Origin of the sequence: Terasakiella sediminum (assembly GCF_033100395.1) — a bacterium.
In the GTDB taxonomy this organism is placed as follows: domain Bacteria; phylum Pseudomonadota; class Alphaproteobacteria; order Rhodospirillales; family Terasakiellaceae; genus Terasakiella.
Genome location: NZ_JAWLVJ010000005.1, coordinates 118,385 through 143,626, shown reverse-complemented (window position 1 = coordinate 143,626; position 25,242 = coordinate 118,385). Strand labels below are relative to the sequence as shown.

Annotated in this window: 23 protein-coding genes; 9 read left to right on the top strand and 14 right to left on the bottom strand. The window is 47.4% G+C overall.

Annotated elements, in window-relative coordinates:
- The 13 genes from RYZ26_RS05470 to RYZ26_RS05410 are packed head-to-tail and all read right to left on the bottom strand — an operon-like array spanning nt 1 to nt 12,936.
- Entirely contained in the window at nt 1-981 is a 981-nt protein-coding gene (locus tag RYZ26_RS05470) for an NAD-dependent epimerase/dehydratase family protein (protein WP_317682153.1), read from the bottom strand.
- A 15-nt stretch (nt 982-996) separates the two neighbouring features.
- Nucleotides 997-1,989: an NAD-dependent epimerase/dehydratase family protein gene (locus tag RYZ26_RS05465; protein ID WP_317682152.1), complete on the bottom strand. Its 993-nt coding sequence runs from the start codon at nt 1,987-1,989 to the stop codon at nt 997-999.
- 17 nt (nt 1,990-2,006) lie between these two features.
- Nucleotides 2,007-2,939, bottom strand: coding sequence for a hypothetical protein (locus RYZ26_RS05460; protein WP_317682151.1), 933 nt, complete (start codon nt 2,937-2,939; stop codon nt 2,007-2,009).
- Between the two features lie 23 nt (nt 2,940-2,962).
- Nucleotides 2,963-3,721, bottom strand: coding sequence for a TylF/MycF/NovP-related O-methyltransferase (locus RYZ26_RS05455; RefSeq protein ID WP_317682150.1), 759 nt, complete (start codon nt 3,719-3,721; stop codon nt 2,963-2,965).
- Nucleotides 3,722-3,732: 11 nt separating this feature from the next.
- Nucleotides 3,733-5,025 carry a B12-binding domain-containing radical SAM protein gene (locus RYZ26_RS05450; protein WP_317682149.1) on the bottom strand — a complete coding sequence of 431 codons (1,293 nt, stop codon included), beginning with the start codon at nt 5,023-5,025 and terminating at the stop codon, nt 3,733-3,735.
- A 6-nt stretch (nt 5,026-5,031) separates the two neighbouring features.
- On the bottom strand, nt 5,032-6,021 hold the full coding sequence (locus RYZ26_RS05445; protein ID WP_317682148.1) for an NAD-dependent epimerase/dehydratase family protein: 990 nt from the start codon (nt 6,019-6,021) through the stop codon (nt 5,032-5,034).
- On the bottom strand, nt 6,018-7,139 hold the full coding sequence (locus tag RYZ26_RS05440; protein ID WP_317682147.1) for an aldo/keto reductase: 1,122 nt from the start codon (nt 7,137-7,139) through the stop codon (nt 6,018-6,020). The genes RYZ26_RS05445 and RYZ26_RS05440 overlap by 4 nt, the downstream gene beginning before the upstream one ends.
- Before the next feature lie 3 nt (nt 7,140-7,142).
- Nucleotides 7,143-8,045, bottom strand: coding sequence for a transketolase family protein (locus RYZ26_RS05435; protein WP_317682146.1), 903 nt, complete (start codon nt 8,043-8,045; stop codon nt 7,143-7,145).
- 11 nt (nt 8,046-8,056) lie between these two features.
- Nucleotides 8,057-8,896, bottom strand: a complete 840-nt coding sequence (locus tag RYZ26_RS05430) for a transketolase (protein ID WP_317682145.1) — start codon at nt 8,894-8,896, stop codon at nt 8,057-8,059.
- Between the two features lies 1 nt (nt 8,897).
- Entirely contained in the window at nt 8,898-9,953 is a 1,056-nt protein-coding gene (locus tag RYZ26_RS05425) for a GHMP family kinase ATP-binding protein (protein ID WP_317682144.1), read from the bottom strand.
- A 2-nt stretch (nt 9,954-9,955) separates the two neighbouring features.
- Entirely contained in the window at nt 9,956-10,927 is a 972-nt protein-coding gene (locus tag RYZ26_RS05420) for a GDP-mannose 4,6-dehydratase (protein ID WP_317682143.1), read from the bottom strand.
- 16 nt (nt 10,928-10,943) lie between these two features.
- Nucleotides 10,944-12,014, bottom strand: coding sequence for an alpha-ketoacid dehydrogenase subunit beta (locus RYZ26_RS05415; RefSeq protein ID WP_317682142.1), 1,071 nt, complete (start codon nt 12,012-12,014; stop codon nt 10,944-10,946).
- A gap of 7 nt (nt 12,015-12,021) precedes the next feature.
- Nucleotides 12,022-12,936, bottom strand: coding sequence for a thiamine pyrophosphate-dependent dehydrogenase E1 component subunit alpha (locus RYZ26_RS05410; RefSeq protein ID WP_317682141.1), 915 nt, complete (start codon nt 12,934-12,936; stop codon nt 12,022-12,024).
- 121 nt (nt 12,937-13,057) lie between these two features.
- On the opposite strand from RYZ26_RS05410, the gene pseG reads away from it, so the two are divergent.
- Together pseG and RYZ26_RS05400 are read left to right on the top strand one after the other, a co-directional pair.
- Nucleotides 13,058-14,077: a UDP-2,4-diacetamido-2,4,6-trideoxy-beta-L-altropyranose hydrolase gene (gene pseG, locus RYZ26_RS05405; RefSeq protein ID WP_317682140.1), complete on the top strand. Its 1,020-nt coding sequence runs from the start codon at nt 13,058-13,060 to the stop codon at nt 14,075-14,077.
- Between the two features lie 59 nt (nt 14,078-14,136).
- On the top strand, nt 14,137-14,886 hold the full coding sequence (locus tag RYZ26_RS05400; RefSeq protein WP_317682139.1) for a hypothetical protein: 750 nt from the start codon (nt 14,137-14,139) through the stop codon (nt 14,884-14,886).
- 28 nt (nt 14,887-14,914) lie between these two features.
- Here RYZ26_RS05400 and RYZ26_RS05395 read toward each other — a convergent pair whose 3' ends face one another.
- Nucleotides 14,915-15,760, bottom strand: a complete 846-nt coding sequence (locus tag RYZ26_RS05395) for a sulfotransferase family 2 domain-containing protein (protein ID WP_317682138.1) — start codon at nt 15,758-15,760, stop codon at nt 14,915-14,917.
- A gap of 236 nt (nt 15,761-15,996) precedes the next feature.
- Here RYZ26_RS05395 and RYZ26_RS05390 point away from each other — a divergent pair, with 236 nt between their 5' ends.
- The 7 genes from RYZ26_RS05390 to fliN all read left to right on the top strand — a co-directional run bounded on the left by RYZ26_RS05390 (nt 15,997) and on the right by fliN (nt 25,242).
- On the top strand, nt 15,997-17,772 hold the full coding sequence (locus tag RYZ26_RS05390; protein WP_317682137.1) for a flagellar hook-length control protein FliK: 1,776 nt from the start codon (nt 15,997-15,999) through the stop codon (nt 17,770-17,772).
- 24 nt (nt 17,773-17,796) lie between these two features.
- A complete protein-coding gene (locus RYZ26_RS05385) occupies nt 17,797-18,819 on the top strand; it encodes a flagellar hook assembly protein FlgD (protein WP_317682136.1) in 1,023 nt (340 codons plus the stop codon).
- A 115-nt stretch (nt 18,820-18,934) separates the two neighbouring features.
- Nucleotides 18,935-21,121, top strand: a complete 2,187-nt coding sequence (locus tag RYZ26_RS05380) for a flagellar hook-basal body complex protein (RefSeq protein WP_317682135.1) — start codon at nt 18,935-18,937, stop codon at nt 21,119-21,121.
- A gap of 302 nt (nt 21,122-21,423) precedes the next feature.
- The gene (gene fliF, locus RYZ26_RS05375; RefSeq protein WP_317682134.1) at nt 21,424-23,058 is read left to right on the top strand and encodes a flagellar basal-body MS-ring/collar protein FliF; all 1,635 of its coding nucleotides are present in this window, start codon (nt 21,424-21,426) and stop codon (nt 23,056-23,058) included.
- A 12-nt stretch (nt 23,059-23,070) separates the two neighbouring features.
- Complete coding sequence (gene fliG / locus RYZ26_RS05370; RefSeq protein ID WP_317682133.1) at nt 23,071-24,090, top strand: flagellar motor switch protein FliG; 1,020 nt, start codon at nt 23,071-23,073, stop codon at nt 24,088-24,090.
- Nucleotide 24,091: 1 nt separating this feature from the next.
- On the top strand, nt 24,092-24,853 hold the full coding sequence (locus RYZ26_RS05365; RefSeq protein ID WP_317682132.1) for a FliH/SctL family protein: 762 nt from the start codon (nt 24,092-24,094) through the stop codon (nt 24,851-24,853).
- 89 nt (nt 24,854-24,942) lie between these two features.
- The gene (gene fliN, locus RYZ26_RS05360; RefSeq protein ID WP_317682218.1) at nt 24,943-25,242 is read left to right on the top strand and encodes a flagellar motor switch protein FliN; all 300 of its coding nucleotides are present in this window, start codon (nt 24,943-24,945) and stop codon (nt 25,240-25,242) included.

Genomic DNA, 25,242 nt, shown 5'->3' with positions numbered 1-25,242 from the left:
CTAGCCCTCAAGAATTTCGGGGTGACTACGCAGCCAATCACATGTCTGTCGAATACCGTCCAACAAGTTCGTCTTTGCTTCAAAATCAATCTTGGTTTTAGCATATTCGTTTGAAATCAAACGGATTGGTACGGTCGAAGGTTTAGACGGATCAAAACGTACATCATGATTATCAAAACTTTCCGCTTCAATTGCCGTATTAAGAATGTCCTTTACCGTAACGCCATAACCGGAACATATGTTAATCGCCAGATAATCATCTTCACAAGCAAAAGCCTTGAAGCTGCCTTCCATAAAATCATCGATATAAATGAGATCACGAATATCTTCACCCGTTCCCCAGACTTCGATCGGTGTCTGACGTTCAAAAACCTTGCGGATCATGGCTGCGGTCACATGGGATGATTTTGGATCATATTTATCCCATGGCCCATAGACATTGGAGGGACGAATGACAAGACAGGGCATCGGTTTTTTCAAATGGGTCGCATAAGTTTCACAGAGAATTTCTGCGTAACGTTTCATCCAAGCAACCGCATGGTAAACGGGTGACGGATGCTCATCCAGCATTTCCGGTTCCGTAACCGGGCGATCTCCCGTATCGGGGTAAGAAGCCCCGGACCCGATAAAGACAAACTTCTTGATCCCTTCCACATAGGCTGCTTCCATCAAATGTGTATTCATCACCACATTAGGCGTTACATGGACCATAGGCGTTGTCGCAATCACACCAGCCCCTTGCGTATTCGCCGCACAATGAAAAACGTAGTCCATGCCTTTGACCGCCACTTCACAGTTTGCAAGGTCACGCAAATCCGTCTTGATATATTCAACACCATCAACCTTTACTTTCGGATTTTTGTTATGAAGTGTTGCACGTACCTGTGCACCCCTTTCAACAAGGTGAAGAATATAATTAGTTGCCAGAAATCCAGCCCCGCCAGTTACAAGAACCTTTGCCCCATTCAGATCAATAGACATCTGCTCTGCCCCTTCCTAATCCTGTGTAAAATAATTATGGCGCTTGTCACTGGCGTTCTTGTTAACCTGATACCAGTCCCAGGTTTGGCGCAGGCCTTCCAACAGTGACGTTTGCGGGTTATATCCAATCCAGTCACGCGCCCGCGTCAGATCCATTACACGGCGCGGAAAACCTGCTGGTTTTGTGGTGTCAAACTCGTATTCAAAGGGTGTAACCTGCGCCAGTGTCTCCACCAGTTCACGAATTGTCACGCCCACACCGCTACCAAGGTTTACATAGGTGCCACGTGTTCCGTGATACAAAGCCTGAATAACGCCTTCAGCGCAATCTGTTGTAAAGGCAAAGTCACGAACGGCAGATCCATCCCCCCAGACAAGCAAAGGATTTTCCCCTTTGTCCACACGGGCCATCAACGATGGAATAACCATGGCATTTGCGGGATCAAAATTATCACCAGGCCCATAGACATTACAGGGGCGCACAATAGCGTAATTTTCAAGCCCATACTGAATTTGATAGGCTTCAACCTGCATTTCTGCCATTCTTTTTGCCCACCCCGGGAACATATCCATGGGCGGCTTTGACGGATCATCATCATCTTCCACAAAGACCTCAGCCGATGAATAAGCACCGATTGAACTGGTATACACCACCTTCTTGGCGTTTGTGCGTCGGGCCGCTTCCAACATGTTGGTATTCATCATCAACAGGTTGGTGAAAAAACTGGCAGGTTTGGATTTTGTCACTTCAATGGACCCTTTGATCCCTGCCACATGAAAAACGAAGTCCATATCCTGGCAAATATCGAGACAGGTCGAAATATCTGTCAAATCTGCTTTTACGCTTTCAGCACGTTCATCTGCACTTAAATCATCAAGCGATACACTTTTGACATTTGCCCCCGCATCGCATAGCAGGCGCACGACTTCTGCGCCAATCATACCGGTACCGCCTGTTACCACACAGTTGGAACCGTTCAGTTCCTTCAGAATTTTCTCTTCAATCACTTTTTTAAACTCACTTGTTATGCTTTACGCCAGACAATCAAATTCCAGCCATAATAAAAACCGCTACCCATCAAAGATCGGCAATCCTCAATCACAATCTTGCCCTCACGTTCGAGTTGACGCAGATGATCAAGATAGCCGTCCAGATAATTTCTTTTGCGCATATATTTTGTCGCCAGATAATCAAACAGCTGGTTTTCGTCATGCAATTCAATGATTGGTTCAATATGCAGAAAAAATTCCGCATCCTGGGCCATCAGATAATCGGAAAAAGGTTTAAAATTCTTTCCGGCTTGTTCCATCATGCCAATTGATAAAACAGCGCTGCCCGGTTCAACGCAAAAATCTTGCGGCGGGTTGAACATATCAAAGTTTTTCCCATGAATGTCCCAACCGGTAGCTTTTGAAATCTCAGCAATGGTTCTTTGGGAGGCTTCTGTCCAATCCATACCCCAATAGGTCTTGGCCGGATCAACCTTTGCAAAAGCATATAGATTATGCGCAGGACCACACCCAAACTCATAGACGTGAGAGGCATCCTTTAAATGGGTATGAGACAGCCAAGCCTGAACTACCTTCAGACAGCTGACTTCAAAGAAATCGTCTTCTGGCAGGATATATTGCCCAAACAGACGCATGATGCTGGCACCGCGACGATAATATCCGGGGATCAAGGCATCTTCCTTGTAACCGCTACTGATAAATTCATCGCAATTTTCGCCCCAGCCCTGTTCCCAGCGCGGCTTTCGTGAAGGGCCACTTACGGGTAGGTCTTCTTCCAGAATTTTCAATATCTCCAGCATCTTGTCTTCACGTTCTTGCTGAGACAAAAGGTGATAGCGGAAATTACGTTCACCAATGACTTCCAGGCATTCCTGGGGAAGCCTTTTTACGCCCAACATTTTTTTAAAATCTTCAGGGCCTAATTCAGATTCATAGACAACAGTCATGCTGCTTCTCTTTATTTGGAAAATTATTCAACAACGAAATAGGAAACACGCGAAGCATGCGGGAAGCGTTTCAAACGAATATTCTGCAGTCCCAGTACTTCCATCAAGGCAACCGTTTCCCCCGGTGAGTCTGGATCATTGACTTCGTCAAACCCGACCACACTGCCTTTGGTCAGTCGTGGTCTCAAAGCTTCCAGACATTCCTTTGTGGGTTCATAGAGATCAAAATCAAAATAGGCCAAAGCCACAACCGTATGGGGGTTTTCATCCAGATATTTCGGAAATTCCTTTGTGCCATCACCTTTTCTCAATTCATATTTTTTAATATGATCAAGCGGATTCAGCTGTTCATGAACATCCAGAATACCTTCCAGTTCTTCCTGGTAATTTTCTGTTGTTGCAAGGTTCCCCTTAACCATCAGATTTGCAGCCCCATCCTTTTCGTCCAAAGATGGAAAGCCTTCAAACGTATCAAAGCCGATGATTTTTCTGTGCCGATTAAAGGGTTCATAAATTCCGCGCAAAGCTTCGTAAAGAGCCAAATTCTGCCCCCAACGGCATCCGAACTCAACGATACAGCCCTGAACATCCACGATCTGGCGGTAGATATGGTCCATAAACAAAATACGCGACAGGTTCTTGGATTCAATAAACAAACCAATGTTTGAAAGAAGTTGATCTTTCGGTAATGTTGAATTCAGCAATTTCCGCGTCAGTGCATCACGTGACTGATTTTCCGCATCCGACGCCCAGGTCTGGATACCCGTTAAATCTTCTGTCATTTTCCCGCCCCTTAATAACTCATGCCGCGTTCACGCAGCCAGGATTGAACTGTTTTAATATTATTCACGATTTCATTACGTGTCAGGGGTGTTCCCCATGGTGCTGTTTCTTCATATTCAAACGGCAGGCCCACGTCTTCCTCATCGCCAAATCGATAGACAAGGTGCGCATGTTTTGACAGATCCTTATCAATAAACTTCAAGCCGTATTTTTCAGGATTATTATAGAACGGCGAGCCGGGTACCGGGTCAAACCCGGACAAGGCGACATAATCAGGTTCGACTTCTTCCAGAAACTTGATGGTACGGTCCACCACATGTTTTGATTCCCCAGGCAGACCAAAAATCAAGCAAACCTTGACCCGAATACCGTACTTCTTCAGGACTTCAACATACTGCTTGTTCTTATCAATGCTTTTTGATGGTTTATTGGAAATCACCAACACTTCATCAGAATCAGCACTTTCCATGCCAAGGGCGACTTCCTGACATCCGCTTTCAGCAGCAAGACGGACCATTTCTTCATCCCCGAACGGAACCGTCTGACCACGCCAGATGACGCCACCGTTTCCAATGGCCTCAAGATAAGGCTGGGCGACTTTTCTGTTCACGGGGATACACACCTCATCGCGCAGATTAACGCCTTCAACCCCGTAATTCTTTTTCAGATATTCAATTTCATCGGTGATTTGTTTACCGTCACGATATTCAAATTTCCCGGGATTGTTATAGACACAGAAACTGCATTTAAAGCTGCACCCGCGCGAGAAATAAACGCCAGTTCCCGGTACCCCCCCATATTGAGAAAAGTGTTTGTCATTAACGACACGTTCTTTTGGCAGGAAATGGCGTCGGCTGTGTCCATAAGCACAAAAAGAATATGGCCCCGTCGCACGATAAATTTTTTCAAGCTTGTTTGCCCGCAAGTCCTTGAATGCCTGAAAGATCAGTTCTTCTGCCGTTCCCAGAAAAACAGTATCAAAATGTTCTGATGCCTGCTCAGTCAAATGGTCAACATGGTTGCCACCACCTAAATGACGCGATTGCGGATATAGCTTTCTAATACTGCTTACAATGTCATAAACTTCAAAAGCATCTGCAGATTTCATCACCCAGTAAAAGTAAACATCGCATTCCGGGTAAGGTTCATCTTGATTGCCACGTCGGTCAATAATCTGCACAGATACATTATCAACATGATCTTCAATTAACGTTGCATAATATAATTCCCACAGGGGTTGCAACTTAATCGGGTCTATCCAGTAATGCCATGTAGGCACCACAACGCCGACTTGTAGTGTCATAATCACTCACTTCCAGGCTTCTGCCTTATCGATATTCTCTCGATACCATGAAATCGTTCTTTTAAGGCCTTCGTCAAGAGAAACCTTTGCTTCAAAGCCAATTTCCTTTTGAGCTTTCCTGATAGAAAAGGCCCTTTTTGCGAGGCTTTGCGGTTTGTCCAGACGGTAGGTGATTTCAACATCATCGTAGCTATCAATAGAACATATCAAACTTAGGATATGGTTAACGCTATAGCTTTCACCAAACGCTATATTGTAATCCGCGAACAAAGATTTGCGGTGCAACGCCAAAAGGGCTGCATTTACAACATCATCCGCATGTATCACATCACGGGTCTGTTCCCCGTTCCCCCAAACTTCAATTGGCTTTTCTCGCCCGACAACCCGGCGGATCAGCGAAGGCAGAAAATGCGCATTTTCCTCATTAAAGTGATCATTTTCACCATAGACCAAGCTGGGTCTTAGTGCCGTAATCGCGATTGGATCATTCACATTCTCAGCCAAATGCCTTGCAAACTTTTCCACATAACGTGTCATCCATCCCAAGCCGAACCAGTTACCAGGCGGGTCACCTAAAAACATTTGATCTTCTGTAATATTCCCTTCCAATGGTGAATAACCTGTCGTACTGCTTAGCCAAACACAATGACGTACTTTATTTCGCCAAGCAGCTTCCATACAATTTACAGCAATTTTCAAATTCGTTTGGACTGGACCAATCGGGTCTTGCGCCAACACAGGGGCACTTGCAACCACGCCAGCAAAGATCAAAACATAATCCGCACCTTCACATAATTGGTTGCAGATTTCTTCATCCGTCAGGTCCGCCTGCACAGTTTTGACATTACCCGCCGAGGATGTCAGAGCACGCTTACCGGAAACCGCCAGCACCTCGACATCCGGTTGCCCCGAAAGCCGTGTCAGGGCATGAGACCCAACCAGACCACTGGCACCAAAAAGAACGTATTTCCCTGAAGCAATGCCAGATGACGTCATAGTTTTTTCTTTTCAATCAAGGCGGCAATCGGTTTTTTCCCGTCATGGGCGATCACCCATCCCCAAAAACGTAACTGCCCCTCATACAACTGATAGAACCCTTTTTTTTCAGGATGCTCCCTTATTTTTACAGGTTTCAGCATTTCACCGATTTTCAATTCTTCAGCAAGTTTCATCGGACTTGGTGAAAGGTTCAGTGTATTTTGTTCCGCTTCCTTTCGGGTTTTGAATGATTTCCCTGTGTGAGAGGTCAGCACTTCAATACGATCCGTATCAATTTCCGCTACATTCAGCGCAAAAGCATCCGAAAGGGCTTCGTATTCATCTTCCTTCAGAGAAACATCCAGAGCAGTCATATTAGCGCGCAGATGATCCGGGTTTTGGGTCATGGGAATTGCCATTACATTTCTGGCATGTATGACCCAAGCCAGCATCACTGCATACTGTGTCACCCCATGGGTACTCGCCAGATCATGAAGCACTGCTGCACGTGCGCCGCTCAAGTCCACCTTGCCTTGACCCAATGGACTATAAGCAATCAGCGTTACGTCGTTTTCCTGACAATATGGTAAAATGCGATGTTCACAGAACCTTTCAACCAGACTGTAGTCCTGCTGTGCCGACACGACATCAAGTCCTGCTGGACAAAGTTTTTTCAGTTCAGCCAATTGTGCAGAGGTGACATTTGAGAACCCCACATACCTGATCTTGCCACAGGTGCGCAAATCATCCAATGCCCCCAGCGTTTCTTCAAACGGGACATCAGGGTTGGGCCAGTGGCACTGATATAAATCAATATGATCACGATCAAGGCGCTTCAGGCTGTTTTCGCAGGCAGTCTTTACATCCTTGGCTGCCGCATGAGATGCCGAAAATTTACTGGAAATAAAAACATCTTTTCCAAGACCTTTAACAGCTTGGCCCAAGACCTCTTCACCATGCCCCGCACCATAGACTTCGGCCGTATCAAAAAAACGGACACCCAATTCATAGGCAAGCCTAATGATACTTTGAGCAGCCTTATCATTCTGATCTTCGCGTTCATAGCGTCCGCCAAGGCCCATACATCCAAAACCGATAGCGGGTAATTCAAGGGAATTATGCGCGAATGTGATCATTCTTCAGTCTTCTTTTATGATTTCACGCAAGGCCTCTGGTGTGAAACCAAACTTCTGATGCGCCCAATCTCTACTGGCTGACCCCATCAGAAATTCGTCCGGCAATGTCACAGCCGTTAGCTTTCTAGACAGTCCGTTTTCTGCCAGGATTTCGCACACTGAACTATAGAGGCCACCCGTTCTCACATGTTCCTCAACGACGATTACCCGTTCAAACTCTTCAAGGATCTCCTTTAGCCTGTCTTTTGCCAAAGGCTTTAAGCGCAAAACATCAATTACGGCGGCCCCTGTTCCCTGCGCAGCCTGTAGCGCACGAAAAGTGCTGATACCCGTTGTAATCATCACGGTTTTATCGCCTGATTTGACTTCCTTGATGCCATCAGCAAAGCTGCTGTCGTTCGCCTCCCACAACGGAGCATTTTTTTCCTTGTCCAAACGAATATAGCAAGGCCCCTTGGAGGCAAAAGCCAACTGAACACTTTCCCCGACAGCAACCACATCACAGGGATTAAAGATTTGTATGTTGGGTATAGATTTTAGGGCACCGACATCTTCAACAGCGTGATGCGTTGGACCATCATTCCCGTAAGTCAAACCAGGCCCCATGCCAATCAAAACAATGGGCAAGTTTCCGACACACATGTCCAGCTTGATTTGCTCAAAACAGCGAAACGCCACATGAGACGCAATACCAAATGCGAAAACCTTTTTACCCGCAAAAGCCAAACCTGCGGAAACCGACACAAGATTTTGTTCGGCGATCCCCAGATTTACCGCACGTTCCGGAAAATCCCTTGCGATTTGATCAAAACCAAAAGCCCCCATGTCATTAGTGATAACCACAACATCTTCATCATGGCGCATCAGATCATGAATTTGATCAAAAAGAGCATCTCTGAAATCCATCTTACCAGCTCCTATTCGCTCAAATCCGTCAAAGCATCAATCTTTGACTGCAACTGACTAATCGCCTCTTCCACCTGTTCACCTTGCGGTAATGCATGGTGCCATTTTGGTGAATTCTCCATAAAATCAACACCTTTGCCTTTTGTCGTTTTTGCAATAATAGCCCTTGGACGATCATCCAATCCGCTTGTCAGCGCCTGTTCAATCGCGACAAAATCATGCCCGTCGATCTCAATCGCATTCCAACCAAAGCTGGTCCAGCGATCGGCGAAAGGTTCCATGGAAATAACATTGTCCATATAATTGGTTGCACCCAATCCATTGTAGTCAACAATCGCTGTCAAATTGGACAGTTTTTGTTGTCCGGCAAACATGGCGGCTTCCCAGATTGAGCCTTCCTGACATTCACCATCCCCAAGGACAACAACCGTTTTCCAGTTTTCACGGTTCATGCGCGCTGCCAAAGCCATACCGCTGCCCAATCCAAGCCCATGACCAAGAGAGCCTGAAATGGCCTCAACACCTGGAATTTCCAGATCAGGATGACCAGGAAGAACAGACCCGTTACCCGCAAAATCATCCAGTTCTTCATCAGGGAAAAAACCACAATCCGACATTGCTGTATAAAGAGCCAGACACGCATGCCCCTTACTTAAAATGAAACGGTCTCGATCCCGTTTCTCAGGTTCTTTAGCATCCACATTCAAAAGTCCGCCGTGATAAAGAGATACGACCAGTTCCATACAGGAAAAGGCAGGTGGTACATGTCCTTTTTTTGCCTTAAGTGCAGCCTGTAAGGCCCGTAATCTCAGTCTTGCGGCAACCAGGGCCAGTTCATTTCTTAATGGCATATTATTTAACCGCCTTATCATTAAACTTGCCAAGCACATTTTGAGTCAGATCATTAATCCAAGCATGATCATTCATGACCCTTGCACCGCGCATTTCAAAATTAAAAGGTACTTCCATCAATTCATGCAACGCGCCGCGAACCGCTTCTCTGCGATCAAGAGGGACATACATAACAACGAAACCTGAATGCCCTGCCCCAAGTAATTTACCACCAAGGGCACCTGCTTTCTTTGCGGCATCATAGATATCATCAATTGTAGAATTGCTGATTTTTCCACTAAGCTTCTTTTTCAGATTCCAGGTCACATCCATGAGGCGCCCGAAGTCATCCAGGTCGCGATCACTGCGTTCCAGAATAGATTGCGCCTCAACGACCAAATCCTTCATTTCCCGCAAAATAGATGTCCTATCTCCAATATTGGAAATCAAATCTTTCGCAACTTCCGATGACATCCGGCTGGTCCCCGTAAAAAACATCATCAAACGACTATTCAAACCGTTTAATCGTTGTTTTGAAGTTTGAACCGGATCAACGTTAATGCTGCCATCCGTGTCAAAACGAATAACATTCATTCCCCCCATTGCAACAGCAACCTGATCCTGAGATCCAACGGAGTCTTTTAACCAATCTTGTTCCAGTTCAATCGCTTTAAGGTAAAGGTCTTCCTGCGTCGTATTTTGACCACGTAACATTTTCAGAGCCAAAATCAAACCTACAGCAAATGCGGAACTTGATCCCATGCCTGTTCTGGCTGGCAAATCCCCCTGGTGCATAATTTCAATTCCATGAGCATCATCGAAATTCAACATGCGTAAACTTTCACGAACCGCAGGATGAAGGATTTCAGAGATACTTTGAACCAGCTCAATATGTGACCAGACAATACGATGTACCGTTGGGAAAAACGGTGGACGATAGCGGGCCGTAATATAACAGTATTTATCAATTGCTGTTGACAGAACCGCCCCACCTTCCTTGAGATACCAATCGGGATAATCTGTTCCCCCCCCAAAAAAGGACATTCTAAAAGGAGTTCTGGTAACAACAACGCTCATGATTAGGCCCTTTGCTTTCTAATCAATTCACGATGATAATTCAGCAAATCTGCAAAGGTTTGGCGCGGTGGAATTTCAGCTTTCCAGCCTGTCACCTTCTGGAACTTTGAAATATCCGGAATTTGCAAGGTAACATCGGAAGGACGAAGGCGTGCTGGATCAACTTCATGAAGAATTTCACAAGTGGCCATATCTTTATAGATATCAAGAATATCACCAACCGTCATGGTCTCTTCACCTCCGATATTATAAACCTCGCCAGGTTCCCCATTTTCCAATAGCAACCAATAAGCCCGAACGGCATCACGTACATCCGCGATGGTGCGCACACTATCCAGATTACCTACCTTCACCGGGTTTGGCTTCAGGCCAGCTTCTATTTCTGCAACCTGTTTGGCAAAGGTACTTTCCGCAAATACGTCGCCGCGACGCGGACCGGTGTGGGTAAACATCCGCGTGCGAATTGTCTTAAGGCCATAAGACAGAAAATACTGTAACGAAACCATATCTTCACCCACTTTGGACACCGCATATGGGCTTGCAGGGCGCAAGGGGTTGTGTTCGGTAATCGGCACTTCATCTGCCTTTACCTGGCCATAAACTTCTGAAGAAGAACAGATATGAATGCGTGGATCAATTTTTGCCCAACGCACGGCATCCATCAGATTTGTCGTGCCGATCACATTTGTTTCAAGTGTGTCTGCAGGTTGATCAAAACTGACGGTCACATAAGATTGTGCAGCCAGATGGAAAATGCGGTCTGGCTTGATTTCTTCCATAATCTTGATCATAGAATTCAAATCACGTAAATCCCCGTTCACCAGATTGACCTGATCCAGAATACCCTGAATATTGTCAAGCGGACTGCGCCAGCGCACCATGCCATAGACATCCACGTCCGGGTGATTTGCGAGGATATATTCCGCCAAATGGCTTCCGACCATCCCTGTGATGCCTGTAATTAAAACACGCATATTCTATTCCTTATTCTTAAAATGGACCGCGAAAACGTTTATATACGTCGGCCATAGATGTTTCCGTTGGCAACGCAACGCCATGTTCCTTCTTACCTGTAACGACACGGGCAACCGTATCGCACAAATCCCCCAAATGCGGGTAATACATGTCTTCCAGTGTTTTTGCTGTTGGACAAGGGGCCCATGCCATAGATAGGCTTTCCACTGGCTGCTTCAACAAACTTGGATCACGCTCACACACCAATCGGCAAATTTCAGCGCACACGCCATAAGGTGCCCAGCTGGTATCTGCGACAATTAACTTGCCCGTCTTTTTCAAACTTTCGCAAATCATATCCACATCAATATGTGACAAACAGTGGAGGTCAATCACATCACAGTTAATACCTGCCTCATTGGACAGAAACTTGGCCGCACGCGTTGCTTCCAGCGCCATGATTGAGGTTGCTACTATCGTGACATCGTCACCTTCGCGAATTTTGCGTGCTTTCAACGGGTCCGCATTGTTTGCCACTGCCGCTTCATCCACATCAAAATTTAATGTGTAAAGCAAACGATGTTCAAAACTGATAACAGGCCCTTTGACCTTTTCCATGATGTAAGGGTAACTATCCAGGATCGTCTGTGAACTGGAGGGCATAATCACTGTCAATCCCGGGATATGAGCAAACAGCGATTGCAGACTTTGTGAATGCTGTGCGCCTTGCCCCCAACTGCGCCCGACAATCGCGCGGATCATCAAGGGCACTTCCGTTGTCCCGCCAAACATATACTTGTATTTGGCGGCCATGTTGATGATCTGGTTTGTTGCCAGCAACATAAAGTCCGAGCGGATGTGTGTCAGAACCGGATACATCCCGTTCATGGCCGCACCAACAGCAACGCCCATCACACCTTCTTCGGCCAATGGTGTATCCATCACACGGTCATGACCATATTTCTTGGCCAAATCCGTTGTGCTTCCAAACAGCCCCTTATGATCATCCACCCCTTGGCCCATGATGACAAAGTCAGGGTTGGTTTCCAATCCATGCGTCATGGTTTCCAACAACGCATCCTGGTATGAAATCGTTTTCAAGCCCATCTTTTGCTCACCATACATCCGTTAAAAGTTCATCCCGGCCAGGCCAGGGACTGTCTTCTGCAAACTGAACAGCGGCCATGACTTCCTGCTCAACTTCTGCCTTCAAGTCATTATAGGTATCTTCGTCCTGCACAAGCGGATCCAGTTTTGACCATTTATCATAATCTGAGGAACACCTATAACCTGCATCAAAATCATCACCGGGACCGACATGTTCTTTATAACGATAGGTATTAATCAACAAGAAAGCAGGTCCTTCACCATTGCGCACTTTATCAACAACGGATTTGGTCACCTTTTGCACATTCACAAAGTCCATACCGTTTTCAATAACTGTTTTTTCCATCCCATAACTTTCAGGCAATTGATCCAGTTCATAGGACTGTCGATCTTTTTTGAAGGAATGAACCGCTAAACCATTATCTTCACATAGGAACAAAACAGGTAGCTTATGAAGGGCAGCAAAATTCATACTTTCATGAAAAACACCTTCTTCTGTCGCCCCGTCGCCAAACGCGCACATGATCACTTGGCCAGTCTTACGCCTTTTCGCGGCCATCGCCGCCCCCACAGCATGCGGGATGGAACTCGCAACAACTGCCGATGCCCCCATAAACCCAACTTCGGGCGCAGCCAGATGCATGGAGCCTGCTTTGCCCTTGCAGCCCCCGCCGATACGACCGTATAGTTCGGCAAACATTTTTGGCATATCCCCACCTTTTGCCAGATAGAAAGCATGGCTGCGATAGGTCGCAAAAACCAAGTCATCATCATCCAGCGCTTGGCAAGTACCGACAGCGACAGCTTCCTGCCCAATAGACATATGGACCGGGCTTTGAATTTTATCCGACGGATATAATTCGATTATTTTCTCTTCCACAAGGCGAATACGCAGTGCCTCTTTATAAAATTTTTTATACACTTTAATCCCCTATGTGACATAAAGCTCTATAAAGAATATAGAATAATACAGAATCGTCAAATCAAAGGGTACACGATAAACCTTATCTGAATCTTTATTTTTGAAAAAGGTAACGCTTTTCATGCATGATATTTACATTCATTTCGAAGCTTCAAAAACACTGGGGCTTGGCCATGCGGTGCGTTGCCTGAATTTGGCTCGGGAATATTTCGCAAATGGTTATAAAATCAATCTGCTCATATCCGAAGAAACAGCAAATACGATCAAAAATATTCTACCTGCAAAAATCAATATCATCGCATTCAACCCGGCAACAGATGACGCCGAAGCGATCAGTTTTTCTTCCCAGGCGATTTTCATTTACGACAACTATGATCTGGACGCGACCTTCTCAAAACAGCTTCGCCCCTATGTCGGAAAAATTTTGGCCATCGATGATTTGGCAAACCGAAAACATGATTGTGATTACCTTCTGGACCAGACAGTAGGCAGCACCTCAGAAAGATATAAAAACCTGGTCCCACAAAACTGCAAAATGCTACTGGGACCTGACTTTGCCCTCCTTGACCCAAGCTACGCTTTGGCGCGTGAAGCCCAAATTCAACGATTGCAATCCGTTGCACAAAACAAGAAAAAAGTTGTTATCACAATGGGCGGCACAGATCCGAACAACGTCACCACACTGCTGTTGAAACACCTGCCAAAAGTCAACAATATTTCCTCCTTTGAAATCATTGTGGGCGGATCTAACCCTCATTTGGAAGACATCAAGAAAAGCGCAAACCAAAACCCAAATAAAGTTAACCTCCACCATAATGTTTCGCCTCTCACACAGTTGATGTGCCAATGCGATATTGCCATTGGTGCAGGTGGAGTCAGTGCCCTTGAACGTTGCGTTTTGGGCCTCCCTAGCCTCATGGTCGAAATTGCAGACAATCAACATTATATGATTAATGAAATCGAACGGGCAGGTGCAGGCATAAACCTGGGGAAACCTGATCAAATTACTGAAACGGCATTAACCAACGCCATCCAACAAATTACCGATGAAAACACTTTTAAAAAAACGAGCAAGGCAGCTTCCGCTTTGTGTAATGGAAAAGGTGTACAGAGGACAATTCAAACGCTGACAGAATGTTAAATTTCAATCTGTATAACAATATGATATGATAAACACTTACACATAATGTGAGTATTTAGATGGCTATTCCGGCAATAGATAATTTATCTGCTGTTTTATATGTTCCGACTGTAACCTCTCAGTCGAGTACCCAGCCGTCTGCCCTGAGCCAAAGGCAACCTTTTGCCACATCCATTGCGCCTAGCCGATCCAAAGACCTGACCGAACTTGCCGTTGCCAAAAGCAGCCTTGTCAGTTCAGTGATAGAAGGACTTGCCTCCTTAATTAACATCGCTGAAAAAACAAACTTGCCAACCAACTTTCCCGAAACATCACGTGTAACCCTGCAAGCGGATATTTCACGCTTTCTAAACACGCTTGAAACCATCGTAGATTCAGCAGAAGTTGGAAGCGTCAGTCTCTTGCGTTCAGACAACAGAACTTTGTACCTGGAAACAAATGAACTTGGTGGAAAAATCAAAGTTCAGGGGGTCGCCGTTGACTCACAAGCACTCGGCTTGTCCAACATCAACGTCCTTTCAGATTTGGGCGTGGAAGATGCCGCCCGACGCATCAACGATGCACTATATTCCGTTGAAGAAAGATTGGGGCGTATCCAGCAATTAAATGATGCCATCTCTCAAGGCTTTAACTATGGCTCACTTGTAAATTCCGCTGGCGGTGGCACCTCCCTGGGGAACAGCGTCGCCCAAGATTTATCTATAGGCAGTGACACCTACTCCCCGCCTATTCAGTACTCCAACCCTGTTTCCGGCCAATATGCTGCCAGCTCATTCAACAGAGGCAGTTTTGTAAATCTGATTGGATAAAGCGATCGCAACAAGCCCGCTCGGTTGTTTACGCCTTGTGTTTTTCAACAAGTTCTTCCTGTTTTTCCAAAAAAGCCCGATCAACCACCTGACACTGTTCCTGATAGGTGGCAAACTGACTGCCATAGGTTTGCATAATCCCCTGAACTTGCTGATTAAAGTTCTGTACAACACTATGGTACAAAATCTCGTCCGCACGGTTACAGGCCTTGATTTTCTGAACCTGCAACACTGTAGGCGGTGTCTTTTTGACAATGCTCGTTCGAATACTCGGGTTCATACGTTTCAAGATTGGAACCGTACTCCATCCCATTTGGGTCGCAAATAGAAATGCGGTTTCTTCCAGACGTTCAAGCAATCCGATTACAGCAAAATATTTTGCTGCACTTTCCTTTACCTCTTCCAACAGGTCACTATCATCGATAGTGTCATAAAAGCCACATTCAAACATATTGCGCGGCTGAGTTGTCAGATGACGTGTTTCATCAGGGCTATTGATCGCAGCCATCCATCTTGCCTGTTTATTATAAGACGCTGGCAGAGCAGAAATGTAATCGTCTAACGTCACATCCTTATCAATTTCATTTCTTTCCAGATAAAAATAATATTCAGAAATAACAGAATCAACGGGATCACGAAGTGTCGTAAAATAGCGACAAGGACGTTCTACCTGCTTGTGGTAGGGATACGGACATTCCATGAGAATATATTTGGCGTCATCTGATTTTTGCTCCTGGTCCGTCTCTGGAAAATGGCTACAAACTTCCCCCGAAATCTCACAATAATCTCGAATAAGTCGTCTGATAGATGAACTTCCGGTACGAACGATCCCCAAGTGCACATTCAAAGCGGTTTTCACATCTATTTCACTCATAACTTCATTCCAGACTTAAATTACTGACAATCACACAATTAAAAGCAACATACACAAGTTCATTGGACTTGGCACTATTTGCCTAGTAATTTTTGCCAAGTCATTCCACTCGGTAAAAAATATCCGCCAAGCAGATTCAATAAAGTCAATAAAATCAACATCTTAAAAATATGAAATCAATTGGCACACCCTTTGCAAGTTTTCTGCCGACATGTAGAAATTGCGAGGAAGCGATCATGGATGATTTATCAGTAAGAAACCGTAACGCAGCAGCTGCTGCCGTTGCAGGATCAGCAAAGAACGGATCAAAAGCCCAGGCGGGTTCGGGTCCCCAGTTCTCTAGTTTTTTGGTCTTCGGTACCGATAACATGAATACGAATATGTCCATGTCGACAAATTCTTCGCAAAATGAAGGCGTCTATGATGACGGCGGCAGCGGCGCGCACGACCACGGCTATCGTGATGAACGCGAAGCTGGTCCGGCAAACCACCGTGATGATGAACCTGTACGTGAACGCCGCGATGACCGCGACTATGGCCGTGCGGACGACACCCGCGACAGCCGTCCGGATGACCATCGTCAAAACGCTTCACAAGATGGCCACGACAATCAGCAGGACGATCACGCGCCACGTGAAAAATCGGCCTCCAATGATGATACTTCCTCTACAGATCAACAATCAGCTGATAACGGACAATCCGATACGGGCAACACAGGCCAAAACAATGAAGGTCAGGATGCTGCAGGCAATCAGAACGCAGCCACTGATAATGTGTCTGATGAAGCCGCCAGCAATGCTTTTGCACAAAGCACAGCGGCTGCGGCCCAAATGGCAGCTGATCCTGCCATCGTTGCCATGGCTGACCCCAAGAAAGGGAATGTCGCCACAAAGACAACAACAGAAACTGTTCAGTCTGTTCAGGCCACACAAGCGGGCAATACAGAAAATAAAGGTCAGTTCTCTCAAGGCTGGCAATCCGGTGGTGCTGAAAACAAAACAGCACAACATGGCCCGCAACAAGGTCAGGTACAGCAACAAGCCCAGAACACAAATGCCAATCAACAGGCTGTTAATCCTGCACAGCAAGGTGAACTATCTGGTGATGCGCAAAAACAGGCTGCCGATCTGTCCAAAAAACTGGGTGCTGGTCAACGGGCCAATGTCAGCGTAAATGTGACCAACCAGTCTGCTGAACTGTCTTCCACCCCAACGCAAAACCTGTCAAATGCAGGTCAGGTGGCAACAGCTGCAACCGCAACAGCGGCTGCCAACAAGCAGCAGGGCCAACAGTCCAACACAGGTAATCAGGGTCAGAACGCCCAGGCTGCCGTAGTAAATGCGCAGACCCAGAACACGCAAAACACCAACACCCAGCAGAGCCAGAACCAGTCCTTCCAGAATATGGTCGGGGATGCAAAAGGTGCTGGTTCAGCCGCTAAAACCACCATGGTTTCCCAGCCACAAGGTGTGGATACACAAACGGCACAAGCCAGTACACAGAATAACACGCAACAAACCCAACAGACCCAGCAAGCCGCACAGGCCAAACAGGCAGCCCAACATAAACCACCTGTTCACACAACGGCACGTCCGGAAGAAATTTCTGTTGAGATCAGCAAAGCGGCCAAAGCAGGTCACGATCGCATCAATATTCAGCTCAAGCCGCTGGAAATGGGGCGCATCGAAGTGCAGCTGGATATGTCTTCAGGCAAGGTTGTGGCAACCGTTGTCGCCGAACGCCCTGAGACCCTGCAGATGCTGAAGAACGATGCCTCTGATCTTGCGAAGTCTCTGGCTGAAGCTGGCCTGAACATGGGCGACATGAACTTTAACCTGCAACAGCAGGAAGGCGAAGGCCAGATGGCTAAAGGTGCAGGCAATGGCGGTCCCGGTGGGGAAGTTGGCAGCGATGCACCTGAAGAAGAATTGTTGCTCGCATCCGAAATGGACATGCTGGCCCAACGTGCAAAAGACCGGGCTGCCGCTGGCGGCGTGGACATCAGCGCGTAATTAAAGATTTGAAGGAAGAGAACCATGGTTGAAGCTATTACAGGTACCGCCGCTGCCACAACAGGCCGTGCAGCCCAGGATGCGCAAAAACTCGCAGATGACCTGAATGATTTCATGACGCTATTGACAACCCAGTTGCAGCATCAGGATCCGCTTGATCCGATGGATGCCACTGAATTTACGTCACAATTGGTTCAGTTCGCCAGTGTGGAACAGCAGATCGCCCAGAACTCAAACCTGGAGACACTGATCACCGCACAGGAAAACTCACAACTTTCAAGCGTTGCAGGCTATGTAGGTCACTATATTGAGGCCGAAAGCTCCAATGTTCAGGTCTATGGCGGCCAGGCTGAATTTAACTATATTCTTCACGAAGATGCAGCCAGCACATTGATCACCATTCAGGATGCGTCCGGTCGTACAGTCATGACCGCTGATGGTAACCTGACACAAGGTAAACATGGTGTCGTCTGGGATGGTACCGATCTGCAAGGCAACCAGGTTCCCGATGGCATTTATAACCTTACTGTCGTTGCACAGGATGGTGACGGTGCCCCTGTTGATATTACGACAACCACACTTGGTATCGTCAGTGGCGTTTCTTACGCTGGTAAAGATCCAATCCTGATGATCAACAACCAGGAAATCGCCCTTGATCAAGTTCTGACCCTTCAGGAAGAAGCGGTCAAACTGAGTGAGGTTGACACCATTGCGCAAGCGGCCCTGACAGCCAAAGGCTATTCACAAAACGCTGAGAAATCCAAAACAGCGGCTGCAGCCTCTGCTGCAGAAATTGAAGCCCTTGCGACTGCCAACCCTGACACAGACCTTTCTGAATATGTAACAGCAGCAAATGACGCTGTTACAGCAGCAAATGAAGCTGCAACGGCTGCGGCAGAAGCCGCAACCAATGCAAGTGATGCTGCAACATCCGGTATCGCGGCACAAGCAGCACAAGCGGCTGCAACGGCTGCAGCCAATGCAGCGAAAGCGGCAAGTGATGCAGCCACGGCTGCAACAGCTGCGACCGCTGCAATAACTGCATAAGACGAATAATAACAGGAGCAAAAGCTCCACCGACTAGAGAACCGGCGACCCAAGAACAGGGGAGTCATAATGATAACGCGAGAATTGCAAAACCAACTCGCTAAGGAGATAAAAGATGAGCTTATATGGTGCCCTCTTTTCCGGCGTATCCGGCCTTCAGGCACAATCAAGTGCCATGGGTGCAATCGCCGATAACGTAACCAACGTAAACACGACCGGTTACAAAAATACCACTGTAAACTTCCAGACCCTTGTGACAAAACAAGCGTCTTTGACAAAATATTCCGCAGGTGGTGTGCAATCCAAACCCCGTCAAGGTGTTGACGTTCAGGGTCTGTTGCAATCCACATCAGCTGCAACCGATATCGCAATTTCCGGTAACGGCCTGTTTATCGTAAACGAATCAGGTAATCCGGGCACAGGGGATATCTATGCTTATTCCCGTGCGGGTTCTTTCCGTGTGGATAAAGATGGTTATTTGCAAAATGTATCCGGTTATTACCTGCAGGGTTGGCCCTTGCAAACATATGATGGTTCCACACAAGCAGTGACAAAAACCATCAATGATGACACCTATATGAAAGCCTATCAAAACTCCTCTGGTGATACCGTTTACATTAACGACAACATTGTCGATTCTGACAATCTAAGATCATTGAATTTGAAAACAATTGGTGGTACGGCCGTTGCCTCCACCACCATCTCCATGGGCGCAAACCTGCCTTCTGAAGATGCAGTTGGTTCAACACATAAAACAGACGTTCTGATTTATGATTCCCTTGGCGGTGCGCATAACATCAACCACACTTGGACGAAACGCGCATCCAACGGATGGGATTTATCTGTAGTTCCACCAGCTGGGGCAGAGTCAATGGTCATTGAAGACCAAAATACATCCCGTAATAATTATATGTCTATTGGACGTCTTGATTTTGCATCCGTTCCAGATTCTGGCACCTCGATGACATTACAAATTGGTTCAGCGACATATACCATTGATTTCACGACCGCTGACGACAGCGTCATGGACCAAGATAGCTTCACCATTACCCAACCCATTGATGGCGATCTCGTCACTATTGATGGTGTCTCATACGAATTTGACACCGATAGTACGGTTACCACGGCAGGTGCAGTACAAGTAACTATTGCCAATGGTGCATCTGCAAATACTGCTGCTGCTGCACTTGCCAGTGCAATGGAAACCCAAATGGATTCTGCTAGGGGCGCAGGAACTTGGGTTTCAGTTGCAAACGCGACCATCAGTGTCAACAATACAATCGCCGCTGCGGGTAATTCGACAATCGGTGCAACCCTCGCCAAATCAAACGCCAATGGTGTTAACACAAATTTCGGTGCTAGTGCCACATTTGCTGTAACACAAGGCGGCGCACCGGGCACACATACCAACTTGGATATCAACGTCAACAGCCGTTCACTTTCTCAAGTTATGGATGAACTTGGTACCCGCATTCAAAATCTATTGCAATATCACTTTGGTGGCGTCGCTGATTCACCTCCTACCACTTGGGCAGAACGAATCGCAGGTGAAAATGCTGTTGTATTCCATAATGTTGATACAGCTGAGACAATGACAGTTGATGCCACAGCATTGAAAACCAGTGGTGTTGACTCTGTTATGCAAAATACCGCCTTCAACGTAGAAGCCATTAGCTCAACAGTAGGCTGGACCTCACAAACAAGTCACGCTGTCGCCTTTAACGGGGACGGGACACCAGACAAATTTTTCGGAACTGATGAAGCCACAGCTTCTGATCCGACTATCCAGTACAAGATCAACTGGGCAAACGGGGCAGAAGATATGGATGGCTCCACAAGCCCTGCCCTGCAAGTATCATTAGGTAACTATAACGTTGCTGACGGGATCACGCAGTTCGGAGGAAACTATCAGATCAACTTCATCTCCCAGAACGGTGCGGCCTTCGGTAACTTCGCCGGGGTGTCCATCAACGCAGAAGGTGTTGTAACGGCTTTGTTCGATAACGGTGTAACCCGTCCGGTCTTTATGATCCCGGTTGCCACCATGGTGAACCCGAACGGGATGGAAAGTCTGTCCGGTAACGTCTGGATCGAAACTGACTTCTCCGGTCAGCCAACCGTGCGTGAAGCAGGTTCTGCAGGGGCCGGTTCTGTGAACCAATCATCCCTTGAAGCTTCAACGGTTGATCTGGGGGAAGAATTCACCTCGATGATTACCACCCAGCGGGCCTATTCCGCTGCGGCCAAGATCATTTCAACATCAGATGAGATGTTGGAAGAACTTCTGCGGGTTAAACGTTAATCCTTCAAGGTTTAACCGCGCAGAAAATCTCCGATTTATATCGGTTCTCTTTATACTTGGCCCCGGCACCTCGCGTGACCGGGGCATTTTTCTTTTTTATATAAAATTATGGTAGAATCTCAGGCCAATTAAGGCCATTTTAAAGGGGGAAAAGAAGTTTTATAGGAGACTGGGCAAAAATTGCCGGGTTATTAACTTCTTGTTTAGGGGTGCTACGTTAGATTCTATGGTGTAGTTTCATGGGCAAAAGTGTTTGCGTATGATGGAAAAGGCGATTAAGTAGAGTCAAAAAGGATCGACCAGTGAGTAGTTTTGTAGACACATTAAAGAATTTGGGACCACAGCGCCTGGCTGTTGTCGGCGGTGTCATATTGGCTCTGGTCGCCTTCTTCATTTACCTGATGACGCGCCTTGGCACCCCGCAGATGGAATTGCTCTATTCCGGGCTGAACCAGGATGACTCCCGCCAGATCGTTGATATTCTCTCACGTGAACAGGTGCCTTACGACATTGCCCAGAACGGGGCGGAAATTTTTGTGTCTTCCGATCTTGTCGGTTCCATGCGTCTGAAGATCGCTGAAAATGGCCTGCCGTCCGGTGGCTCCGTCGGTTACGAAGTTTTTGATAATGCTGAAAGCATTGGTTCAACCAACTTCCAGCAAAACGTAAATCTTGTGCGCGCCCTTGAAGGCGAACTGGCCCGCACCATCCGATCCATCGGCACCGTAAAAGCCGCCCGCGTTCATTTGGTTCTGCCACGCCGTGAATTGTTTTCACGTGAACGGCAACAGCCCAGCGCCTCTGTTGTTTTGCGCATGAGTGGTGGCGATCGTCTGAAAAAAGAACAGATCGCGGCGGTTCAACACCTTGTCGCTTCTGCCGTGCCTGACCTGGTACCGGAACGGATTTCCATCGTCGATGACAAAGGGACTCTACTTGCCAAAGGCTTTGATCAGCCGGGTAATGCGGATAAAACGCAAGAGATCGAGCGTCAGAAACTTGAAAAACAAGAACAGATCGCACGCAAGATTGAAGGCCTTTTGGAACGCACCGTCGGATTTGGTAAGGTCCGCGCCGAAGTTTACGCAGACATGGATTTCTCGCGTGAAACATCGGTTGAAGAAGAATATGACCCGGAAGGTCAGGTGGTTCGTTCAACCTCCACCGCGACAGAGTCCGAGGAAAGTAACGAAAGTGAAAATGACCTGGCCGTAACGGTCGGCAATAATCTGCCTGATGCGCAGCAAACAGGGAATTCGGGTGCAACAGCCGGATCACGCGCCAACCGCGAACAGGAAACTGTTAACTACGAAATTTCAAAGAAAATCATCAACCGCGTGCGTGAAACAGCGGTGGTTAACCGCTTGTCCGTCGCCGTTCTGGTTGACGGGATTTACACGCGCGGCGAAGACGGCACGGTAACTTATGAGCCGCGCAGCCAGGAAGAGATGGATCAAATCTCCGTCCTTGTTCAGAGTGCAATCGGCTATAAAGACCAACGCGACCGCGTTGATGTGATCAACATGCGCTTTGCCGCTGTTGAAGAAATTGATGACACACCTGAAATCGTCTTCTGGATCTTCACCAAAGAAGAACTGATGAAGTACGCAGAGATGACAGTGCTGGGTCTGGTTGCCCTGCTGGTAATCCTGCTGGTGGTCCGCCCCCTCATCAAACGTGTCTTCGAACAACAGGCTGCTGCAGAAGCCGCTGCGCTCGCAGAAGCCGAAGCCGAAGCCTTGGCTGGCCCTGCTGGTGTACCGGTCCCATCGGATGCCGCACCTGATGAAGATGACGGATTTGAAGAACTTATCGATATCGACCGCGTAGAAGGCCGCGTGAAGGCGTCTTCTGTGAAGAAGGTTGGCGAAATTGTAGACAAACACCCGGAAGAAGCGCTCGCGATCATCCGCAACTGGATGTATCAGGAAGCATAAAGGTAAAGAAGTATGGCTCGCGTAAAGGACGATTACCGAAGTTTAACTGGTCAGGAGAAAGCTGCAATTTTCATGCTTTCCCTTGGGGAGGAACATTCCGGGCGCCTGTTTGAAATGATGGATGACGAAGAAATTCGCGAACTGTCGCAAATCATGGCCTCCCTGGGTTCTGTCAGCTCCACCGTGATCGAACGTCTGTTTGTAGAATTTGCCGATCAGCTGTCTTCTGCCGGCTCCCTTGTGGGTACGTTTGACAGTACGGAACGTCTGCTGCGCCAGGCCCTGCCAAAAGATCGTGTCTCCAACATCATGGAAGAAATTCGCGGTCCTGCGGGTCGTACAATGTGGGATAAGCTGGGCAACGTACACGAAGCCGTACTGGCCAACTATTTTAAAAACGAATATCCGCAAACGGTTGCGGTTGTCCTATCCAAAATTAAACCGGACCATGCCGCACGCGTTCTTTCGCTGTTGCCGGAAAACTACGCCATGGAAGTTATCATGCGTCTGCTGCGTATGGAGGCTGTGCAGAAAGAAGTTCTGGACGGGGTTGAGAAAACACTGCGTTCTGAATTCATGTCCAACCTGGCCCGCACCCAGCGTCGCGATAGCCACGAACTTATGGCTGATATCTTCAACAACCTGGATCGTAACACCGAAAACCGCTTCATCACCGCCCTTGAAGAACGTAACCGTGAATCTGCTGAACGTATTAAGGCACTGATGTTTACATTCGACGATCTGGTGCGTGTGGATACAGCTGGCATTCAGGTGCTGCTGCGTCAGGCAGAAAAAGACAAACTGTCTATGGCATTGAAAGGTGGGTCGGAAGAGGTCAAGGATCTGTTCTTCAAGAATATGTCTGAACGTGCTGCCAAGATGATGCGCGAAGATATGGAAGCCATGGGCCCTGTTCGTCTGCGTGATGTGGATGAGGCACAGGCCGAAATCGTTGTGGTCGCCAAGCAGTTGGCCGACGCGGGCGAGATCAATATCGCACAGCCAGGCGAAGACGACGAGTTGGTATTCTAACATGGCAGGCGTTAAGAGATATATGTTCGAAGACCGCACCTTCGATCCGGATTTCGACCCGGATGATGAGTCCACCTTCGAATTTGCCGAAGAACACGACGAAGCCGACGCAGAAGAGGCGGAAGAAGAATTTGAAGAGCCCCCTGCCCCAACCTTCAGTGAAGAAGAGGTTATGGCGGCACAGCAAACCGCTTTTGATGAAGGTAAAACGGCTGGATTGCAGGAAGCCAATGCGCAATTTGAACATCTGATTGCCAATGCTTTAACTCAGATTTCTCAATCTATCCCGCAGGCCTTCCAGCAACATAGCCAGGCCCAGGAAGATCATGAAGCCCACGCTTTGGCTGTTGCCCGTGCGGTAACAAAAAAAATTATCCCAGCTTATGCGGAAAAGCATGGGGTGGACGAAATTATCAATGTGGTCAGCCGTTGTCTGGAACCGCTGCGCGCAGAACCACGCATTATCGTCAAAGTGCATGAAAGTTTGCGCGATGAGGTCCATGAAAAACTGGTCAAAATCGCCGATGAAGTCGGCTTTGACGGCCGCGTCGTCGTGATGCCTCATGACGACCTGGTGCCCGGTGATTGCCGTGTGGAATGGTCTGAAGGCGGGGCGGAGCGAAATTCCGAAGAACTTTGGCAACAAATTGACGAAATTATCGAACGAAACTTGACGCAAGGTGCCAATCAGGGCGAAACTCCGCAAGCGGAGACAACACCGGATGCCCCTGCAGCAAATCACGCGCCCGAACAGGCAGGATAGAGGAGTAAATCAGCATGGCTGATGAAGATGGAAACTTAGAACTCGACAGTCTGGATAATCCGGAAGGCCCGATGGCGCCGGAAGCCCAGATGGGACAAGCTGGTCCTGCCATGGGCGCCCCTGTTCAGGATCTGCCGACAAGTGCACGTGAACTGGAAGCCGTCTATGACATTCCGGTCCGGGTCAGCGCCGTTTTGGGCAAGGCAACCATGCCTGTCAGCGACCTTTTGAAGCTGGGTCGCGGTGCTGTGATCGAATTAGATCGAAAAGTTGGTGAAGCGATTGATATTTATGTTAATAATCGTCTTGTCGCGCGTGGCGAGGTCGTGGTCGTTGAAGAACGTCTCGGTGTCACCATGACAGAGATTATTAAATCTGACCGGAGTTAA

Excerpts from the sequence above, each read along its gene's own strand:
- RYZ26_RS05385 (WP_317682136.1), top strand. The coding sequence starts at position 17,797 with ATGGTTGAAGCTATTACAGGTACCGCCGCTGCCACAACAGGCCGTGCA.
- RYZ26_RS05455 (WP_317682150.1), bottom strand. The coding sequence starts at position 3,721 with ATGACAGAAGATTTAACGGGTATCCAGACCTGGGCGTCGGATGCGGAA.
- RYZ26_RS05395 (WP_317682138.1), bottom strand. The coding sequence starts at position 15,760 with ATGAGTGAAATAGATGTGAAAACCGCTTTGAATGTGCACTTGGGGATC.
- fliN (WP_317682218.1), top strand. The coding sequence starts at position 24,943 with ATGGGACAAGCTGGTCCTGCCATGGGCGCCCCTGTTCAGGATCTGCCG.
- pseG (WP_317682140.1), top strand. The coding sequence starts at position 13,058 with ATGCATGATATTTACATTCATTTCGAAGCTTCAAAAACACTGGGGCTT.
- RYZ26_RS05425 (WP_317682144.1), bottom strand. The coding sequence starts at position 9,953 with ATGAGCGTTGTTGTTACCAGAACTCCTTTTAGAATGTCCTTTTTTGGG.
- RYZ26_RS05390 (WP_317682137.1), top strand. The coding sequence starts at position 15,997 with ATGGATGATTTATCAGTAAGAAACCGTAACGCAGCAGCTGCTGCCGTT.
- RYZ26_RS05435 (WP_317682146.1), bottom strand. The coding sequence starts at position 8,045 with ATGGATTTCAGAGATGCTCTTTTTGATCAAATTCATGATCTGATGCGC.
- RYZ26_RS05445 (WP_317682148.1), bottom strand. The coding sequence starts at position 6,021 with ATGACGTCATCTGGCATTGCTTCAGGGAAATACGTTCTTTTTGGTGCC.
- RYZ26_RS05400 (WP_317682139.1), top strand. The coding sequence starts at position 14,137 with ATGGCTATTCCGGCAATAGATAATTTATCTGCTGTTTTATATGTTCCG.
- RYZ26_RS05380 (WP_317682135.1), top strand. The coding sequence starts at position 18,935 with ATGAGCTTATATGGTGCCCTCTTTTCCGGCGTATCCGGCCTTCAGGCA.
- fliG (WP_317682133.1), top strand. The coding sequence starts at position 23,071 with ATGGCTCGCGTAAAGGACGATTACCGAAGTTTAACTGGTCAGGAGAAA.
- RYZ26_RS05365 (WP_317682132.1), top strand. The coding sequence starts at position 24,092 with ATGGCAGGCGTTAAGAGATATATGTTCGAAGACCGCACCTTCGATCCG.
- RYZ26_RS05470 (WP_317682153.1), bottom strand. The coding sequence starts at position 981 with ATGTCTATTGATCTGAATGGGGCAAAGGTTCTTGTAACTGGCGGGGCT.
- RYZ26_RS05460 (WP_317682151.1), bottom strand. The coding sequence starts at position 2,939 with ATGACTGTTGTCTATGAATCTGAATTAGGCCCTGAAGATTTTAAAAAA.
- RYZ26_RS05440 (WP_317682147.1), bottom strand. The coding sequence starts at position 7,139 with ATGATCACATTCGCGCATAATTCCCTTGAATTACCCGCTATCGGTTTT.
- RYZ26_RS05450 (WP_317682149.1), bottom strand. The coding sequence starts at position 5,025 with ATGACACTACAAGTCGGCGTTGTGGTGCCTACATGGCATTACTGGATA.
- RYZ26_RS05430 (WP_317682145.1), bottom strand. The coding sequence starts at position 8,896 with ATGCCATTAAGAAATGAACTGGCCCTGGTTGCCGCAAGACTGAGATTA.
- RYZ26_RS05415 (WP_317682142.1), bottom strand. The coding sequence starts at position 12,014 with ATGGGCTTGAAAACGATTTCATACCAGGATGCGTTGTTGGAAACCATG.
- RYZ26_RS05420 (WP_317682143.1), bottom strand. The coding sequence starts at position 10,927 with ATGCGTGTTTTAATTACAGGCATCACAGGGATGGTCGGAAGCCATTTG.